Origin of the sequence: Mycobacterium sp. EPa45 (assembly GCF_001021385.1) — a bacterium.
In the GTDB taxonomy this organism is placed as follows: domain Bacteria; phylum Actinomycetota; class Actinomycetes; order Mycobacteriales; family Mycobacteriaceae; genus Mycobacterium.
In genome coordinates, this window is record NZ_CP011773.1 from 4,699,216 (window position 1) to 4,720,280 (window position 21,065).

General features: G+C 66.6%; 3 protein-coding genes. 1 reads left to right on the plus strand and 2 read right to left on the minus strand.

Translation table 11 applies throughout. The annotated features are described in order from the left end of the window. The first annotated feature begins 4 nt into the window (after nt 1-4). Nucleotides 5-958, plus strand: a complete 954-nt coding sequence (locus AB431_RS22350; protein ID WP_047331779.1) for a metal-dependent hydrolase — start codon at nt 5-7, stop codon at nt 956-958. Here AB431_RS22350 and AB431_RS30595 read toward each other — a convergent pair. Together AB431_RS30595 and AB431_RS30600 are read right to left on the minus strand one after the other, a co-directional pair. Then, nucleotides 955-16,530 (minus strand): non-ribosomal peptide synthetase, encoded by a 15,576-nt coding sequence (locus tag AB431_RS30595; protein ID WP_047331780.1) that lies wholly within the window; start codon nt 16,528-16,530, stop codon nt 955-957. The two genes, AB431_RS22350 and AB431_RS30595, sit on opposite strands and share 4 nt — an antisense overlap. Further along, nucleotides 16,517-21,064 carry a non-ribosomal peptide synthetase gene (locus tag AB431_RS30600; RefSeq protein WP_047331781.1) on the minus strand — a complete coding sequence of 1,516 codons (4,548 nt, stop codon included), beginning with the start codon at nt 21,062-21,064 and terminating at the stop codon, nt 16,517-16,519. The genes AB431_RS30595 and AB431_RS30600 overlap by 14 nt, the downstream gene beginning before the upstream one ends. Nucleotide 21,065 lies beyond the last annotated feature (1 nt).

Consider the following 21,065-nt stretch of genomic DNA (forward strand, 5'->3'; position numbering starts at 1 on the left):
TGAGATGACCGATCTGATTGTTCGAAAGATGCGGTTCGCGTTCGCGGAATCTCCAGTGCCGTTCAATTGGAATCCGTCCGATCCGGCGTTCTCCTGCGCGGCGAACATGCTGTCGTTCCTGTTTCTCGCGATCGAGAAGATGATCAACGCAACGGTCCACGAAGCGTTGCCTGGCATCACTGACCCGGACGTCGCCGAAGAGGCACTGGCATTCGTCCGTCAGGAGGGCCAGCACAGCATGGCCCACCGCCAGCACGCCAAGGGATTGATCAAGGCCTATCCGGCGCTGCAAGAGGTACTCGACGACATGATGACGGTCTACGACGAGCTGACCGCCACCACGTCGGTGAAGTATCGGTTGGCCTACATCGCCGATCTGGAAGCCACTTTCACGCCGACCTTCACGATGATGCTCAACCACGCAGACACCTTGTTCGCACCGGGTGATGATCGCGTTGCCTCGTTGTTCCTGTGGCACTTCGTCGAAGAGATCGAGCACCGCAGCTCTGCGCTGATCATCTACGACGCCGTCGTGGGCGAACCGTGGTACCGCATGCGGATTACGCCGTCGGTGTTCGGCCACACCGGCGCAGTGATCGAGAAGGCCGTCAGCAGCATCAACCAACTCATCCCGCTGGAGGAACGAAAGGTCGACGCGACGTCGATGTTCGGCAACCCATGGCTCAAGGCGAGTGTCGCAGAGAAATTCCCACGCCTGAAGAACTACCGACAGTTTCAGATACCTGACAACGGACCGGTCCAGAAGTTCTACCCGCATATCCCGCTGCGTGAGCAGGCGGTTGCGGCACTCGGCGTCATGCGCAGCCAGCTACCCGGTCATAACCCAGCCAAGACGAAGATGCCGGCGCTAGCCGCCGAATGGCTCGCCCGCTATGAGGCCGGCTACGACGTCACCCGTTGGTATACGGGGTCGAACAGCAAGGCCTCACAGGGTTAGTGCGCGAGCCGCCTGCTCAGCCCGCGCACGGTCGGGTTCTCGATCAAGGCGGAGACCGCAAGCTCGGAATGCAACACGGCGTTGATCACCGTCACGGCTCGCATCGCCGATAGGGAGTCTCCACCCAGATCGAAGAATGAATCGTCCAGTCCGACGCGGTCGATACCCACCGCTTGGGCGAAAATCCCGCACAGGGTCTGTTCGGTCTCGTGTGCCGCCGCACGGTGTTCGACCGCGTTGTCACGGTGTGCTGGCGCGGCCGGCGAGGGAATATCCCACGGCTCCAACGGAATCAGCGGGCGGCTGGCATCGGTCGTCATAGCGGCGAAGATCTGCTCGAGCTGTGCGACAAGCCGTTGAACGTCGTTGGCATCGAACACATCGGCGCGGTACTGGATGCGAAGTTCCAATTCGTTGCCTGGCACGGCTTGGACCGTCAGCGGGTAGTGGTAGTAGTCGCGGCTGTCGACATCGGTGACGGCCAGCCCGTCAGCACCCGACAACACCGATGTGTCCGTCGGGTAGTTCTCGTACACGAAGACCGTGTCGAACAATCGTCGCTGACCGCTGGAGTGGTGAATCTCGTTTAGCCCTAGGTGCTCGTGCTCGAGAGTACGGGCCCGGGCGTTCCGCAAGAGGTCGAGCAGGTCCGCGGTGGTGCTCTCTGATGAGACGGTCGCACGTAGCGGCACCGTGTTGATGAGCAGACCCACCATCGAATCCGCGCCGGGCACCTCGGCCGGGCGCCCCGCGACCACGACACCGAAGGCGATGTCACGCCGGCCGGTCATCGACATCAGCAGCTGCGTCCAGGCGGCCTGGAGCACCGTGCTGACGGTGGTGTGGTGTGTCCGCGCCAGCTCGTTGAGCGCCTGGGTGGTCTGCTCCGCAATCCACAGTGAGGTAACGCTTCGCGGCCCGGCACTGGGCAGGTCCCGACCGCCCACCAGAGTCGGGGTGTCGAAGCCGGCCAACGCCTCGGCCCACGCCGACCGCGCGGACTGGTCGTCCCGGCCGTCAAGCCAGCTGAGGAATCTGCGATAGGGCACGGCGGTGGGCAGCCGGTGCCCGTAATACCCGGCGAACACCTCCTGCAGCAATAAGGACAGCGACCAGCCGTCGAGCAGGATGTGGTGATTGGTCAAGACCAGTCGGTGCTCGTCGGGCGCGATGCGGATCAACGCCGCCCGGAAAGCCGTCTGCCCGAGCAGATCACACACCGCGGCACGGTCTGCCGCGCACAGTTGGGCGATCCGCTCCTCGTGATCCGTCGCGTCACCACCGAGGTCGACGTACTGCCACGGCACCGCCGGGTCGGCCGGGATCACCTGGACCGGCGTCCCACCGGGGTAACAGAACCGCGCCGCCAAGTTGGGATGCCGCGCCACCGCAGCCTGCACGGCCTCGTGCAGGCGGTAGCGATCCAGACGACCGTTCAGTGTGACGCCCATTTGCACGGCATACACGTCGTCGCCACAGCTGTGAGCGACGTTGGCGTGAAACAACAATCCGTGCTGCAGCGGCGTCAGCGGCAGGATATCGGCGACGTCGTGCGAGCCGCAGAGTTCGTCGACCTGCTGCTGCGTCAGCTGCGCCGGCGCGATGTCGGAGGGCGTCAGGCCACCGCCCCCGCCGTTCACATGAGCACAGATACCTGCGAGGGCGTCGAACCACAGGTCGCTCAACCGGCTGACCTGCGCGTGGTCCAGCGCCGTGAGCGCCCACGTCCAACCGGCCCGCAGACGCGGTCCGTCCGCGGTTTCCACTGTGCCTGCGTTGAGTTCGACGGTGTGCATCAACGGCATGGGTACCGCCGCCGCGGGGCCGGTGACCCTCCAGCCGTCCTCGCGGATCTCCCAGATGTCGCCCGATACCTGGCCGGTACCGGCGCCCATCCGGCCGAGGTAGTTGAAACCGATCGTCGGGTCGGAACCGGCCAAGTCGACATCGGTGTTGAGGTAACGCAACAGGCCATAGGTCAAACCGTCCGGCAGCGACCGAAGCTGCTCTTTGGCGTCCTTGACGACCGGGCCCAGGCCGACATCACCGGCGAGCACCCGCCCCCAGTCCAGTCCGCCCACGGTGAGCGACACCGGATATTTGGTGGTGAACCACCCCACGGTACGCGACAGGTCGACTGTTTCAGTTTGGCTGACGACCTCCTCCTCACGTCCGTGCCCTTCGGCATCTATGACGATCGGTTTGCCTGCGCTGCCGAGGAATTCGGCCAGCGCCAACCCGAACGCGATCAACAGGATGTCGTTGATTCCGGCGTGGAACGCGGCCGGCACCTCGCCGAGAAGCATCCGCGTGGTCTCGGGATCCAGTTCCACTGAGAGGCTGCCGGCATTGGCATAGGTATCGACCGCCGGTTGCACCGCGGGCAGCGGCGCGGGCACCGCCGCGATCTGCCGCCAGTGTTCCAGTTGGGCGGTGACCTCCGGGTGATAGGCGTGCCCGGCCAAGATCGAGGCCCACTGGGCGAAGGATGTTCGCGGCGCGGGCAGGACGACGTCCTGCCCGCCGTGCAGTTGAGCCCACGCCAGGTTCAAGTCTTCCAACAGGATTCGCCACGAGACGCCATCGACAGCCAGGTGGTGCACGATCATCAGTAACTGGCCGGTGGGCACCGCCCACAACGCACTTACCATCGCACCGGTGGCGGGGTCCAGCCGGGACCGGGCTTGCGCCACGGCATCCTCCGACAACACATCGACCGTCTGCAGACAGCTGCGGGCATCTACAGATCCGGCCTCAGGCACGACCGGCGACCAACCGCCTGCACCGTCGTCATCGATGCGCAACCGCAGCATCACGTGCCGGTCCAGAATGGCTTGGAGCACCACCAGCACGTCGGCTTCAGTCACACCGACCGGTGCCTGGATCAACACAGTTTGGTTGAACTGGTCGACCGGACCTTGGACTTCGTTGAGCCACCGCATGATCGGAGTCGCCGGCAGCGGGCCCACACCGTCATCGGTCACATCAGAATCGCCGTCATCCAGCGTGGCGACCCGGGCCAGCCCGGCGACCGTCTGCTCGACGAAGATGTCCCGCGGCCGGCAGATCACCCCGGCGGCACGGGCGCGGGCCACCACCTGCATGGACAGAATGCTGTCGCCGCCAAGTTCGAAGAACGATTCGTCGACGCCGACCCGCTCCAGCCCGAGCACCTGGGCGTAGATTCCTGCCAGGATCTCCTCCACCGCATCCGATGGAGCACGGTAAGAATCGGCGTCCTGATAGTCCGGCGCGGGCAGGGCCTTGGTGTCGAGCTTGCCGTTGACCGTCAGCGGCAGCGCGTCGATCACCACCACCGCGGAGGGGACCATGTACGACGGCAGCTTGTCCCCCAGTGCGGCGCGCGCGGCGCCAGGATCCACCAGGCCTGTCACGTATCCCACCAAGCGCTTGTCACCGGGGCGGTCTTCGCGGGCGATCACCACAGCGTCTTCGACACCGTCCACATCGCCCAGCGCAGACTGGATTTCGCCGAGTTCGATCCGGTACCCGCGAATCTTCACCTGCTCATCGGAGCGCCCCATGTAGCGCAGCTCGCCGTCGGCACCCCAGTACATCAGGTCCCCGGTGCGGTACATCCGAGTCCCCGGCTCGCCGAACGGGCAGGCCACGAAGCGGGTCGACGACAGCCCGGGCCGGCCGATATATCCGTCCGACACCCCGGCGCCTGCCACGTACAACTCGCCGACCACGCCGGGCGCCACCGGCCGCAGCAGGGTGTCCAGGACGAAAAAGCCTAGATGGCCCAGCGGCACCCCGATCGGGCTGACAGCCCTGTCGGCATCCTCAGCCACGATCTCCCGGAACGAGGCATGCACCGTGGTCTCGGTGATGCCGTACATGTTGATCAAGCGCGGCGATCCCGGAGGATGGTTCTCCAGCCAGGATCGCATCCGTTGCGGCTCAAGCGCTTCCCCACCGAACACGACGGCCTCGAGTTTGAGCCGGGCGCCGAGTTCGGGATGCGCGGCATCGGCGGTCTGCAGTGCATAGAACGCCGACGGCGTTTGGCTCAGCACACCGACCCGCTCGGAAACCAGTAGGGCGTGCAGATCTTCCGGCGAGCGCACCACCGCATCAGGCACCACAACCACACGGCCGCCGTAGAGCAGCGCCCCCCAGATCTCCCAGACCGAGAAGTCGAATGCCAACGAATGGCATTGCGACCACGCCAGACCCGTCAAATCCATATCGTCGTCGAGGGTCTGCAGCAGCTGAATCACATTTCGATGCGGAATCGCCACACCCTTGGGTGTACCCGTGGTACCCGAGGTGTAGATGACGTAGGCGACGTCGTCGCGGTGCGGTCCGGTCGGCGCCGCGGCGGTATCGACGGCGGGACCCTTGAGGTCATTCACGTCGATGATCGAAATGCCCTGGCCATCAAGCTGTTCAGCGAGTGCAGCCGTGGTGACTGCGGCGACAGGTTTGGCATCGCCGAGCACGAACTGCCGTCGCGTCTCGGGCACCGACGGATCGATCGGCACGTAGGTGGCGCCGGTTTTCACCACCGCCACCATTGCCAGTATCGCCTCGGCCGAGCGCGGCAGCAACAACGCCACCCGCTGACCGGGCCCCGCGCCGCGGCCGACCAGCACGCGCGCCGCACGCTCGGCCGCCTGGTCGAGTTCGCGGTATGTCATCGACACACCCTCAAAGGTCACCGCCGGCGCATCGGGGTTGCGGGCGGCCGCGGTGCTGAACATCGACGCGATCGTCTCGGCGCTGCTTGCCAATTCAGTCAACACTGCGCGGTTGCCGACCTGATCGAGGCGGGCGTGCTCGGCGGCATCGAGCACATCGACCGCCGACATCTGGCGACTCGGGTCGGCGGTCATCTCCACCAGTACCCGCTGTAACCGGTCCACCAGTGTCTGGATGCTGGCGGCGTCGAAGACGTCCGTGCGGAACTCGACGCCACCCCCGATGCCTGCGGGTTGGCCGGCGGCGTCCCAGCGTTCCGCCAGGTTGAAGGTGAGGTCCATGCGCGCGGTCTTGGTGTCCACCGCCATCGGTTCGACCTGCAGCTCGCCGAGTGACAAGCCGGCGGCGTCACCGGCTTGCCAGCCGAAGTTCTGCCACGCCAGCACCACCTGGACCAGGGGGTGATGGGCCATGCTGCGGGTGGGCTTGAGCCGCTCGACGAGCACCTCGAACGGAACGTCCTGATGTTCGTATGCCGACAGGCTGCGCCGGCGCACCTGCGCCAGCAGATCGGCGAAGGTGGGATTTCCGGTCAGGTCGACCCGCAACACCAGAGTGTTGACGAAAAAGCCGACGACCTCGTCGAGTGCGGTGTCACTACGCCCGGCGATCGGGAAGCCAACCGCCACATCGTTGTTCGCGCTCAGGTTGGACAGCAGCACCGCGAGGGCGGTTTGGACGACCATGAACGGGGTCGCATTGTGCTCACGGGCCACCATGGCGACTGCCTGCTGCAGCTCGGCGGGCCAGTCCACCTCGAGCCGGGCGCCGCGGTAGTCGGCGACCATCGGGTACGGCCGGTCGGTGGGCAGCTGCAACTGCTCGGGCATACCCGCGAGCGCGTCTTCCCAGTAGGCCAGTTCGGCGGAGATGCGGCTGCCGGGATCGGCGAGATCGCCCAACCGTGAACGCTGCCACAGCGTGTAGTCGACGTACTGCACCGCCAGATCCGCCCAGCCTGGACCTTCTCCTGTTTGTCGGCCGGCATAGGCCATGCCGAGGTCGCGCACAAGTGGTGCGATGGACCAGCCGTCGGCGGCGATGTGGTGTACCACCGCGACCAGCACGTGCTCATCGTCTCCAACCCGGAACAGCCTGGCCTGCATCGGGATTTCGGTCGACAAGTCGAAGGCGTAGCGGGTCGCCGCGTCGATGGCGTCGGCCAGTTGGCTGTCCGACCAGCCGGTGGCGTCGATGACGGTCCAGCCGAAATCGGCAAGCTCGGTGGGAACGATGAGCTGCTGGGGTACGCCCTCGACGGCCGGGAAGCGCGTGCGCAGGCTCTCCTGACGGTCCACCACGTCGGCCAGCGCCGCACCGAGTGCGTCAGCGTCCAGCTGACCGTGCAGCCTTAGCGCCACCGGCAGGTTGTAGATCGGGGAGGGTCCTTGAAGTTGGTCTACGATCCACAACCGGTTCTGCGCGAAGGACAGCGGGATGACGTCGGGGCGCTCGGCGACCACGAGCGGCTCGGAACGGCTGTCGTCACCGGAGATCCGCGGTGCCAGCTGCGCGACCGTGGGTGCCTCGAACAGCATTCGCACCGCGAGACTTGCGCCCAGGCTGTTGTTGACCGCCGCGATCAGGCGCATCGCCGACAACGAGTCGCCACCCAGATCGAAGAACGAGTCGTCTACGCCGACACGATCTGTACCCAGCACCTGGGCGAAAATCCCCGCCAGGATCTCTTCGGTGGGATTGCTCGGCGCACGGTAATTTTCCGTGTCCTGATAGTCGGGCGCGGGTAGTGCCCGGCGATCGAGCTTGCCGCTGACGGTCAACGGCAACGCGGAAAGCTCGATGACTGCGGCCGGCACCATGTAGGCCGGCAGCCGCTCGGCCAGCGCGACGCGGATCTTGACCGGGTCCGCCGTCCCGGTGAAATAGCCCACCAGGCGGGGGTCGCCGGGACGGTCCTCGCGGGCGATCACCACCGCCTGTTCGACCCCGTCCAGGCCGGCCAACACGGCTTGGATCTCACCTGGCTCGATCCGGTAGCCGCGGATCTTCACCTGCTCATCGGCCCGGCCGAGGTACTGCAGTTGCCCGTCGGCGCGCCACCGCACCAGGTCCCCGGTGCGGTACATACGCTGGCCGGGCGCACCGAACGGGCACGCCACGAACCGCGACGCCGTCAGATCCGTCCGTCCGATGTAGCCCACTCCGACGCCGCGACCGGCGACATACAGTTCGCCTACTACTCCCTCAGGCACCGGCTGCAGCCGATCGTCGAGAACGAACAAGGCGACGGTTGGCGGCGGCGCGCCGATCGGCACCTCGGCGCCCACAACCAGGGGCGCGCTCATCGACGCGTACACCGTGACTTCGGTTGGTCCGTAAGCGTTGATCACCACCCGGCCGGGCGCCCACTGCTCCACCACTTCCGGCGGGCAAGCCTCACCGCCGAGCAACAGCGCCACCGACTCCAGTCCCTCGGGGCGCAGCGCTGCCACCGCCGACGGGGTCTGGGTGAGCACGTTGACGTGTTCTTCGACCAGGAGCGCGTGGAATTCCTCCGGCGAGCGAACTACCCCCTCGGGGACCACCAGCAGCCGGCCGCCACCGAGCAGCGCCGCCCAGATCTCCCAGACCGAGAAGTCGAATGCATACGAGTGGCACTGCGTCCACACCTGCTCGGAAGGAAGCGCCGGGTGCGCCGACGCAGCCAGGTGCGCGAGGTTACGGTGGCTCAGCGCAACACCTTTGGGCGTTCCGGTCGTGCCCGATGTGTAGATGAGGTACGCGATGTTGTCAGGATCCGGCGCAGGCAACACCGCGCGGGACTGGCCTTCGACTCCTGGGGCGTCGATGTCGATGATCGCGACATCGTGACCGTCCAACCGCAGCCGTAAAGCCTCGGTGGTGACGACGGCGACCGGTGCGGCATCGCCGAGCATGAACTCGATGCGGGCTTCGGGCAGCGCCGGATCGATCGCCAGGTACGACGCGCCGACCTTCAGCGCCGCAAGCATCACGACGACGGCATCGGCCGAGCGGTCCATGAGCAACGCCACGCAGTCCCCGGCGCCGACACCGCGACTGAAGAGCAAGTGCGCGTAGCGATTTGCCGCCTCGTCCAGTTCCCGATAGGTCATCGACACATCGCCGGCCGTCAGCGCGACGGCCTGCGGGGCGCGAGATACCTGCTCGGTGAACAGCTCCGGCACCGAAAGCGCAGTGGGCGCGGGCCGGGTCAGTATCGCGCGATTGCCGATCTTGTCGAGGCGGGCGTGCTCGGCGGAGTCGAGCACATCGATCGACGACACCCGACGGGTCGGCTCCGCAGTCATGGCCATCAAGACCCGCTGCAACCGGTCGACCAGGGTTTGGATGCTGGCGGCGTCGAACACGTCGGTGCGGTACTCGACCATTCCGTCGATTCCGGTCGGCTCGCCGCCATGGGTCCACCGCTCGCTCAGTGCGAACGCGAGATCGACACGCGCGGTGTGGGTGTCGAGTGGGAGCTGCGTCACCTGCAGGTCCCCCAAAGCCATCGCGATGTCCTCGCTGGTCTCCCCCGGCATGCTGCGCCACGCCAGCATCACCTGGACCAGCGGATGGTGATTCAGCGACCGAGTGGGGTTGATCCGCTCGACGATTGCTTCGAAGGGGACATCCTGGTGCTCGTAGGCAGCCAGGCTGCGGGTCCGGACCTGGGCCAGCAAGTCGGCGACGGTGGGGTCACCGCCAACGTCGACCCGCAACACCAGCGTATTGACGAAGAACCCGATCAAATCGTCTAGTGCGGGGTCGCGGCGGCCGCCGATCGGGAATCCCACCGCCACATCCGAACTGGCACTGAGCTTGCCCAGCAATAGCGCCAGGGCAGCCTGTACCACCATGAAGGCGGTTGCATTGTGCTCGCGGGAGAGCCGGGCGATCCGCTCCTGCAATTCGACCGGCCACAACCACGAGATGGTGGCGCCGCATTGATCGGCGACCGGCGGATACGGCCGGTCGGTCGGCAGCTGCAGCCGCTCGGGCATTCCGGCCAACGCATCCTGCCAGTACGCCAGTTGGGCATTGATCAGGCTGTTTCCATCGTCGAGGTCACCGAACTGCGCGCGCTGCCACAGCGTGTAATCGACGTACTGGACCGGCAAGTCGGTCCAGATCGGGGCCATCCCCGCAGTGCGGCAGATGTAGGCCACGCCCAGATCGCGCACCATCGGGCCCATCGACAGGCCGTCGGCGGCGATATGGTGCGCCACCGCCACCACCACGTGCTCGGTGTCGCTGACCCGGAACAGCCTGGCCTGCATGGGGATCTCGGCCGCCAGATCGAAGGCATGCAGCGCGACCGCGCTAACGGCATCATCGAGCTGCCCCTGTGTCCAACCGGCCGCATCGATGACGGCCCAGCCGAAGTCGGCGTCTGCAGCGGGGATCACCACCTGTTGTGGTATCCCGTCGGGGGCGGTGAACACTGTGCGCAGGCTTTCGTGACGCCCCACCACGTCGGTCAGTGCCGCACCCAACGCCTCGACGTTGAGGTGGCCCTGCAGCCGCAAGCCGACCGCCATGTTGTAGGTCGGTGACGGTCCCTGCAACTGGTCGAGAAACCACAACCGATTCTGCGAGAACGACAGCGGAATCATCGCTGGTCGCTCCATCGGCACCAGCGGCGTCAACCGGTCGTCCTCGGCGCCGATGCGCAGCGCCAATTGCGCGACCGACGGCGCCTCGAACAGCGTCCGAACGGACAGCCGGGTGTTCATTCCAGTGTTGACCGCGGCGATCAGGCGCATCGCCGACAACGAGTCGCCGCCGAGGTCGAAGAACGAGTCGTCCACGCCAACCCGTTGCACATCAAGCACATTGGCGTATATGCCGACCAGAATCTCCTCCACCGCCGTCGACGCCGGGCGGTAGGAATCGGCGTCAAAGAACTCCGGCGTCGGCAGGGCGCGCCGGTCGAGCTTGCCGTTGACCGTCAGCGGCAACGCGTCGACGACCATGATCGCCGCGGGGACCATGTACTCCGGCAGCCGCTCGGCCAACACCGCGCGGGCAGCAGCGGGTTCGGCCGTCCCCGTGACATAACCGACCAGACGCTTCTCGCCCGGCCGGTCCTCGCGGGCGATCACCACCGACTGCTCGACACCGTCCACCCCGGCGAGCACCGAACGTACTTCGCCGAGTTCGATGCGGTAGCCGCGGATCTTGACCTGCTCATCGGCGCGACCCACGTACCGCAGCTCACCGTCTGCACCCCACCGCACCAGATCGCCGGTGCGATACATGCGGCCCCCCGGCACCCCGAACGGGCACGCAACGAAACGCGATGACGACAGCCCCGGCCGTCGCCAGTAACCCAAACCGGTCTGCGGCCCGGCCACGTACAAGTCACCGACGACACCGGCCGGCACCGGTCGTAGCCACTGGTCCAACACGAAGAACGCGAGGTCGGCCAGCGGGCCACCTACCGGGCTGACATCGGAGTCGGCCGCGACATCGGATTCCACGATCTCCCGGAACGATGCGTGCACCGTCGTCTCGGTGGTGCCGTACAGGTTGAGTAGGCGAGGTGAACGACGGTGGCTCTCCAGCCAGCTTTGAAGCCGTTGCGGCTCAAGGGCTTCGCCGGCGAAGATTACCGCCTGCAGTGTGAGCTGACTTCCGAGATCGGGCTGCAGCGCGTCGGCGGTCTGGAGCGCGTAGAACGCCGACGGCGTCTGGGACAGGACGGTGACCCGTTCGGCGGCCAGCAGTGCGTGGAATTCCTCCGGCGCGCGGGCCACCGATTCCCGCACGACGACCAGGCGTCCACCGTAAAGCAGTGCACCCCACATCTCGCAGACCGAGACGTCGAAGGCCAGTGAATGCCATAGCGACCAAACCTGTTGCGCCATATCGATCTTGGTCTGCATGGCTGCGAGCAGCTGGGTGACGCATTGATGCGTGATGGCGACACCTTTGGGTACACCGGTGGTCCCGGAGGTGTAGATCAGATACGCGATGTCGCCCGGTGCGGGTCCGGGCAGTGCGGTGCCAGGCTGGCTCTCGACCGCGGGGTCGTCGACGTCGATGATCTCCAGGCCTTCGTCGGCCAGCCGCTCGGCCAACTCGGGAGTGGTGATCGCGGCTGCCGGCTCGGCGTCACCGAGCACCAGCTGCATGCGCGCCGACGGCGCGGACGGGTCGATCGGCACATACGCGGCACCGGTCTTGAGCACCGCCAGGATCGACACAACCGCCTCAGCCGAACGCGGAAGCAGCAGCGCCACCCGCTGACCCGGCCCGATCCCCCTGCCCGCCAGCAGATGCGCGAATCGGTTGGTGGCCTCGTCCAGTTCGCGGTAGCTCCACGAACGTTCTCCCCACGTCAGCGCCAGCGCGTCCGGAGTGCGCACAACCTGTGCGGCGAACATCGCGGGTATCGACGCTGTGGGTACGGATTGCGTCAGCGCTGCCCGGTTACTCCACTGCTCAAGGTCGCCGAACTCGGCATCGTCGAGCACGTCGATCGACGACAACGGCCGGGAAGGGGCGGCAATCATGGCGTCCAAGACCCGCGTGAGCCGCTCGATCAGTGTGGCGACGTCATCCGCGCCGAACACCTCGGTGTCGTACTCGACCCGCAGGGTCAGCTCGTCGCCCGGCAGGGCTTGGATCGCGATCGGATAGTGGTTGTACTCGCGGTGCGTGAACTCCGTGACCGCCAATCCGTCGGCGCCGGAGAGCTTCGCGGCGTCGATCGGATAGTTCTCGTAGACGAAGAACGTGTCGAACAACTGGTCGTGCCCCGTGACCCGGTGAATCTCGCTGAGCGCCAGGTGCTGATGATCCAGCGTCGCAGCATGATCGCCCTGCAACTGGTTCAACAGATCCGCGGTCGTGGTCGCCGCACCGATCTGCACGCGCACCGGCACCGTGTTGATCAGCAGACCCACCATCGAGTCCGCACCGAACACCTCGTCGGGCCGACCCGACACCGTCGTACCGAACGCGACATCGCGCTGGCCCGTCAACGACATCAAAACCCGCCCGTAAGCGGCCTGCAACACCGTGCTGACCGTCGTGTGACACGAACGGGCAAGCTCGCTCAGCGATTTCGTGGTCTGCTCGCACACTGCGAACGAGGCGACATCCCGCGCACCAGGTTCCGCCCGGCTCGCCGAACCCACCAGCGTCGGGGCATCGAATCCGGCCAGCACCTGTCTCCACACGCCGCGGGCCGCATCGAGATCACGACCGGCCAGCCAAGTCACGAACCGCCGATACGGCGCAGCCGGAGGCAACCGCTGCCCGTAATAGGCAGCGAACACCTCCCCGAGCAGGATCGGCAACGACCACCCGTCCAACACGATGTGATGGTTCGTCAGCACGAACCGGTACTGCTCGGCCCCCGTCCGGATCAGCGCGGCCCGAAACGCCGGCTCATTGCCCAACTCGCACACCGCCAGACGCTCGGCGGCGCACACCTGCGAGACCTGCGCCTCGACATCACCACCGGCATCGAGCTCGAAGTACTGCCAGGGCACCAGCGGATCGGCCGGAATCACCTGCACCGGCTCGGCGAACTTCTGCGAGAACCGGGCCGCCACATTCGGATGCCGGGCCACCACAGCCTGCACCGCCGACTGCAACCGCTCTGGATCCAGCGGCCCGCTCAAGCCGACATACAGCTGCACCGCATAGACATCGTCGCGCCCCAACGACGCGCTGGCATGGAACAGCAAGCCCTGCTGCAGCGGAGTCAGCGGCAGAACGTCCGCGATCCGCATACTGCTGACCGAGCTCGTCGTGGCCACCACGGGCGAGGGCACCACAGCCGTCTCGGTGGGGACCGACGGCTCGGCCGCGACGTCCGTTCCGCCGATCCGGGCCGCCAACTGTGCGACCGTGGGCGCCTCGAACAGCGCCCGCACCGAAAGGCGGGTGTTCAGACCAGCATTGACCGCGGCGATCAGACGCATCGCCGACAGCGAATCGCCGCCCAGGTTGAAGAACGAGTCGTCAACGCCGACGCGCTGCACACCCAGCACCGTGGCGTAGATTCCGGCCAGGGCCTCCTCGACGGCGCTTGCCGGTGCGCGGTAGTGGCCGGCGTCGGAGAACTCCGGGGCAGGCAGGGCGCGCCGATCGAGCTTGCCGTTGACCGTCAATGGCAACGCGTCGATCGCCACGATCGCGGCCGGCACCATGTACTCGGGTAGCCGCTCGGCCATCGCCGCGCGAAGAGCCGACGGTTCGGCCGAGCCCGTGACATAGCCGACCAGACGCTTCTCGCCGGGTCGGTCCTCGCGGGCGATCACCACCGCCTGCTCGACCCCGTCGAAACCGGCCAGCACCGAACGGATTTCGCCGAGTTCGATACGGTACCCACGGATCTTGACCTGCTCGTCGGCGCGACCGACATACCTCAGCTGACCGTCGGCCCCCCACCACGCCAGGTCACCGGTGCGATACATGCGAGCCCCGGACCCACCGAACGGACAGGCCACGAACCGCGATCCGGTCAGCCCTGCGCGTCCGGTGTACCCGACCCCGACGCCCCGGCCGGCGACGTACAGCTCCCCGATCGCCCCCGGCGGCACCGGCCGCAACCAGCCGTCGAGCACGAACAATGCCGCCCCCGCGATCGGCGATCCGATCGGCACCGTCCCGGAACCCGCGGTCAGCGGCGCACTCAGGGCAACGTCGACGGTGGTCTCGGTGGGACCGTAGGCATTGATCATGACCCGTCTAGAAGCCCACCGATCCATCAGCGCAGTCGGGCACGCCTCGGCGCCGATGATCAGCGCCACCGACTCGAGGACGTCCGGCGACAACATGCTCACCTCGGACGGAGTGGTGCTGAACACCGTAACGCCCTCGGACACCAGAAGGGCCTGAAGGTCTTCGGGTGCGCGGGCCACCGATTCGGGCACGACCACCAGTCGGCCGCCGCCAAGCAGCGCGCCGAAGATCTCCTGTATCGAGACGTCGAAGCCGTAGGAGCGGCACTGCGACCACACCCGCGCTGACGGCAGGGGTGCGGCATGCAGCGAGTCCATCAATTGGGCGACGTTGCGATGGGTGATGGCAACGCCTTTTGGGACACCAGTGGTGCCGGAGGTGTAGATCAGGTACGCGATGTCGTCGGCGGCGGGCCCAGCCGGCACGGTGCCGCGCGCTCCGGGTGCGGGGAGTTCCCACGCCCCCTGCGCGTCGATGATGTCCAAGTCCGGCCCCACGAACCGGTCGGCCAAGTCGGAGTTGGTGATCGCAGCGACCGGTTCGGCGTCGGCGAGCACCAGTTGCATGCGCGCCGACGGCGCGGCCGGGTCGATCGGCACATAGGCGGCACCGGTCTTGAGCACCGCCAGGATCGACACGATCGCCTCAGCCGAGCGCGGCAGGCACACCGCCACTCGCTGCCCCGGCCCGATCCCGCTGCCCGCCAGAACGAATGCGAATCTGGTAGTGGCATCGTCGAGTTCCCGGTAGGTCCAGGAGCGGCCGTCGAAACGCAGTGCCGTGGCGTCTGGGTCGCGGGCCACCTGCGCAGCAAACAGCCCGGGGATCGTGAGCGACCCAGGCGCCGGCTGGGTCAGCATTGCCCGGTTGCTCCATTCGTCGAGCCGGGCGTGCTCGTCGCCGTCGAGTAGGTCTAGTTTTGACAGTGGCTGTTCGGGGCCGGCGATCATCGCGGCGAGGACACTCTGGAGTCGCCGGCTCAGCGCCTCGATGCCGTTCGCGTCGAAGACATCGCTGTCGTACTCGACGCGCAGGGTCAGCTCCTCACCCGGGATGGCTTGAACCGACAGTGGATAGTGGTTGGTCTCGTGATGCGTGAACTCCGTGACTACCAATCCGTCTGTGCCGGAGAGCTTCGCGGCGTCGATCGGATAGTTCTCGTAGACGAAGAACGTGTCGAACAACTGGTCGTGCCCGGTAACCCGGTGAATCTCGCTGAGCGCCAGGTGCTGATGATCCAGCGTCGCAGCATGATCGCCCTGCAACTGGTTCAACAGATCCGCGGTCGTGGTCGCCGCACCGATCTGCACGCGCACCGGCACCGTGTTGATCAGCAGACCCACCATCGAGTCCGCACCGAACACCTCGTCGGGCCGACCCGACACCGTCGTACCGAACGCGACATCGCGCTGGCCCGTCAACGACATCAAAACCCGCCCGTAAGCGGCCTGCAACACCGTGCTGACCGTTGTGTGACACGAACGTGCCAAGTCACCGAGATCGCGAGTCATGTTCTCCGACAACGTGAACGAGGCAATTCCACGCTCGCCCATGTGCGTTCTGCCCGCGGGACCGACCAGCGTCGGGGCATCGAAGCCGTCCAGTAACTGTCCCCACGCCGCGCGAGCGGCGTCGAGATCTCGGCCGGCCAGCCAGCTCACAAACCGGCGATACGGCGCAGCCGGAGGCAACCGCTGCCCGTAATAGCCGGCGAACACCTCCCCGAGCAGGATCGGCAACGACCACCCGTCCAACACGATGTGATGGTTCGTCAAGACGAACCGGTACCGGTCGGGTCCCGTCCGAATCAATGCCGCCCGGAATGCCGGCTCATTGGCCAACTCACACACCGCCATACGCTCGGCCGCGCACAGGTCGGCGATCCGAGCCTCCGAGTCCAGCTCGACATACTGCCACGGCACTTCCGGGTCAGCCGGAATCACCTGCACCGGCTCGGCGAACTTCTGCGAGAACCGTGCAGCGAGGTTGGGATGCCGCGCCACCACAGCCTGCACCGCCGCCTGCAACCGCTCTGGATCCAGCGGCCCGCTCAAGCCGACATACAGCTGCACCGCGTACACATCGTCGCCACCCGACGATGCGCTGGCGTGGAAGAACAGCCCCTGCTGCAGCGGAGTCAGCGGCAGCGCATCAGCTATCCGCATACTGCCGCTGAAGCTCGTCGATCTGCTCTTGACTAAGGCAGGCGGCGATGTCCGACGGTGTCAGCCCACCTCCACCGCCTTGCACATGCGCGCAGATTCCGGTCAACGCCTCAAACCACAACTGATTCAACCGGTTCACCTGAGCGTGAGTCAGTGCCGAAGGCGCCCACATCCAGGTGGCGCACAAGCTCGGGCCGGCGTCGGTGTCGATCGTGCCGGCGTTCAGCTCCAGCGTGTGCATCAGCGGGATCGGCGGTCGCACGCTCGGGCTGATGGTCGCCAACCCGTCCCAGGCGATCTGCCACACGTCACCGTACGTCTCGGCCGATGTCGCACCCTGGCGGCCAAGATAGTTGAACCCGATCACCGGGTCGGGGCCGTCCAGACCGGCGTCGCTGTTGAGGTAGCGCAGCACCCCGTAGTTCAAACCCTCGGGCAGCGTGCGCAGTTGCTCCTTCGCGGCCTTCACCGCAGCGCCCAGCTTCGCATCACCGGCCACCACCTGGGCCCAGGTCAGGCCGTCCACCTCGAGCGCCACCGGGTACTTGGCGGTGAACCACCCCACGGTGCGCGATAGGTCTACCTCTCCGGGGGCGGCCACGAGTTCCTCGTCGCGACCGTGGCCCTCGACATCGATACAGACGGGCTCGCCGCTGGTTCCCAGGAATTCTGCTGTCGCCAAGGCGAATGCGATCAGCAGAATGTCGTGAACCCCGGCGTGGAAAGCGGCGGGAACGTCACCGAGCAACAGCTGAGTGGTCTCCATGTCGAGGTTCGCCACCAGGTTCCCGGCGGTTGCCAGGGTGTCCACGTCCGGCAGAACCGCCGGCAATGCGGGGGGTGTGTCCGCGATCTGGCGCCAAACGTCGGCTTCCGCCACCACGTCGGGGCGGTGTGCGTGCTCGGCGAGCAGCGACGCCCACCGGGCGAAAGAGGTCCCCGGTTCGGGGAGCACGACCGGCTGACCGGCACGGTGCTGTGCCCAGCCGAAGTTGAGGTCTTCCAACAGGATTCGCCAGGACACCCCGTCGATGGCGAGGTGATGCACGATTGCGACCAGCCGGCGCGTCGAGGTTACCCACACCGCGCTCAGCATGACGCCCTCGGCCGGATTCAGCTGCGATCCGGCGTTGAGAACTGCCTCGTCGGTGAGCACGTCGACGGTGTGCAGCCGCGACCGGGCATCGATCGAACCGGCTTCGGGCACCTCCAGCGCCCAGCCGCCGGCGCCGTCGTCGCCAACCCGCAACCGCAGCATGGCGTGCCGGTCCAACAGAGCCTGCAGCATCACCAGCACGTCGGCCTCGCCGGTGCCTTCCGGCGCCTGCACCGCCACTGTCTGGTTGAAGTGGTCCGTTGGACTTCCGCCGGCCGCCAAGCTCTCCAGCCAGGCGATGATGGGGGTGGTGATCACTGGGCCGACGCCGTCGGAGGCCAGGTCGGTGTCGCCGTCCATCACAGTGGCTACCTGAGCCAGGCGGGCCACCGTCTGCTCGACGAAAACGTCACGCGGACGGCACAATACGCCGGCAGCGCGAGCCCGCGCCACGACTTGCATCGACAGGATGCTGTCGCCACCCAACTCGAAGAACGACTCGTCGACACCGACGCGGTCCAGGCCCAGGACCTGGGCATAGATCCCCGCCAGAATCTCTTCCACCGCATCGCCCGGCGCACGATAGGAATCCGCATCCTGATACTCGGGTGCAGGAAGGGCTTTGGTGTCGAGCTTGCCGTTGACCGTGAGCGGCAAGGCGTCGATCCTGACGATTGCGGCCGGAACCATATAGACCGGCAGGCTCGCGGCCACGGCTGCACGAGCAGCCAGCGGATCCGCTGATCCGGTGATGTAGGCCACCAGCCGCTTGTCGCCGGGGCGGTCCTCGCGGGCGATCACGACCGCCTGCTCGACGCCGTCCAATCCGCCCAGCGCAGCCTGGATTTCACCGAGTTCGATTCGGTAGCCACGGATCTTGACCTGCTCGTCAGCGCGGCCCACGTACTCGAGCTCGCCATCGGGACTCCAGCGCACCAGATCACCGGTGCGGTACATGCGGGCGCCAGGCGCGCCGAACGGGCAGGCCACGAAACGTGTTCCAGACAGCCCAGCGCGGCCTACATAGCCGTACGCCAGACCTGATCCGGCGACATAGAGTTCACCGACGACTCCTGCGGGAACCGGCTGCAACCAGCCGTCGAGCACAAAGAAGCCCAGATTGGCCAGCGGCCGCCCGATCGGACTGATCGCGCTGTCGGTGTCGGCTGCGGTAATCTCCCGGAACGACGCGTGCACCGTGGTTTCGGTGATCCCGTACATGTTGATCATCCGTGGCGAGCCCGGGTGGTTCTGCAACCAGACCCGAAGTCGTTGCGGCTCAAGCGCTTCGCCCCCGAACACCACGGCTTTCAGTGCGAGCTGCTGCTCCGGCGGAGCGTCGACGCTCTGCAACGCGTAGAACGCGGTGGGCGTCTGGCTCAGGACGTCAACGCGTTCGGCGGCCAGCAGGGCACGGAACTCGTCGGCCGAACGCACCGCGGTGTCGGGCACAACCACCAACCGGCCGCCGAAGAGCAGAGCACCCCAGATCTCCCACACCGAGAAGTCGAAGGCCAGTGAATGGCACTGGGTCCAAACTTGTTCGGCCACATCCATATCGGCGGAAAGCGCGTCCAGCAGGCGGGTAACGTTCTGGTGCGGTATCGCCACCCCCTTCGGGGTGCCCGTGGTGCCCGAGGTGTAGATGATGTAGGCGATGTCGTCCGCAGCCGGTCCGTCCACCGCCGTCGCAGGTTGGTCGCCGACAGCCGGATCGTCGAAGTCGACGACCAGCAGATCCCGCCCATCGAGGCGGCCCCTCAGACTCGCGTTGGTGATCGCGGCAACCGGCGCGGCGTCGTCGAGCACGAAATTCATTCGCGCCTCCGGCACCGCCGGATCGATCGCGACGTAGGTCGCGCCGGATTTCAACACCGCCAGGATCGCCACGATCGCGTCGGCTGACCGCGGCAACAACAACGCCACCCGCTGCCCGGGTCCGGCGCCGTGGGCCGTGAGCAGGTGTGCCAACCGATTCGACGCCTCGTCGAGCCTGCGATATGTCCACGACTGCTCACCGCAGGTGATCGCCACCGAGTCCGGGACTCGAGCCGCTTGGGCGGCGAACAACGCCGGGATCGACGCCGGGGCACTCAGCGGCTCCGGGAGCACCGCCCGATTGCCCCAGGCAGCAAGCGAATCCCGCTCCGCGGTGTCGAGCACCTCGATCGAGCAGATCGGCCGTCCCGGATCCGCGGTCATCGCCACCAGCACCTGCACCAGGCGCCGCGTCACCTCGGCGGTGTCCCAATCCGCGAACAGGGGTCCGGCGCCCAGCGTGTTGAGGAACAATTCGTCGCCGAGGCCGGAGAAGGTGAGGCCCGAGCTGCCCGCAAGACCGGAGTCGGTCATGGTCGCCGACGCCGGCGCACCCCCAAAGTCCAACGTGAACGCGGCCGGGAAGAAGTTGATGGAAAGCCGAGAGGTCGGGGCCCCGCGCTCGAGCGCGTGTACCGGAAACCGTTGGTGTTGCAGGGCTTCCTGCATCCGCGTATCGACATGCTTGCAGAAGTCGCTCACCGTGGACTCCGCCGGGGTGTGCAAGACCAGCGGCACCAACCCGGCCGCCATGCCGGGCAGTGTCTTCAGCTCGGGGCGCACACGCCGGCTGACCGGAAAGTCGAATACCACCTCGGTGCCCTCGGCGCACCGCCCGCGCACCAGAAGCGCGCTCGCCGCGGCGATGATCGCGGTGCGGGGGATGTCCCAGACGTGGGCCAGCTCGTCGACGCGATGCAGTACCGCCGGATCGACGCGGACCTGCTCCGAGCGCCACCCCGCATGGGCGTCGTCCCGCGCCTCCCTCGACCGGGTGTGGCCCCCGTTGTTGGACGGCAGATGGGCGGTCCAGTAGGTCTGGTCCTCGGAAAAGTCCGCGGATGCCTCGTATTCCGACTCGCAATCCAGCAGGTCGTGCAACGAACCGAAGAACGCTTGCGGAATGAGATCGCCGGACAGGGTGGCGGAGTAAATCGATGCGACTCGGTTGACGAGCAACCAGATTCCGGCGCCGTCGATGACGATGTGATGAAAGCAGCCGAATACATAGAACTCGGCGGGCCCGGTCTCGAAAACCGCGTACTTGAACAGCGGGCCGGTGAACGGCATCGGGGCGCGCTGGATCGACAGAGCGATCTCGTGGACGTCCCGAGCGGGATCGTCGGACGCGCTGAAGTCGTGGAACTCCAGGTCGATCTCGGGGTAATCGATCACCCGCTGAAAGACGTGGCCGTCCTCTTCGAAGAATGCCGCCCGGACGGGCTCGGCTTCCTTGGTCGCGCGGGTGAGTGCCCACTCGAAGGCCTCGCGCTCGAGCGCGCCCTCGACCTTCAGCAGCATGCCGAGCTGCCAGTCGGTAGCGGGTTGACCCGTTTCCTGTGCCAGCCAAATATCGAGTTGCCCGCGCGTCAGCGGAAGCGCGTCCTCGTTGAGCTCCATC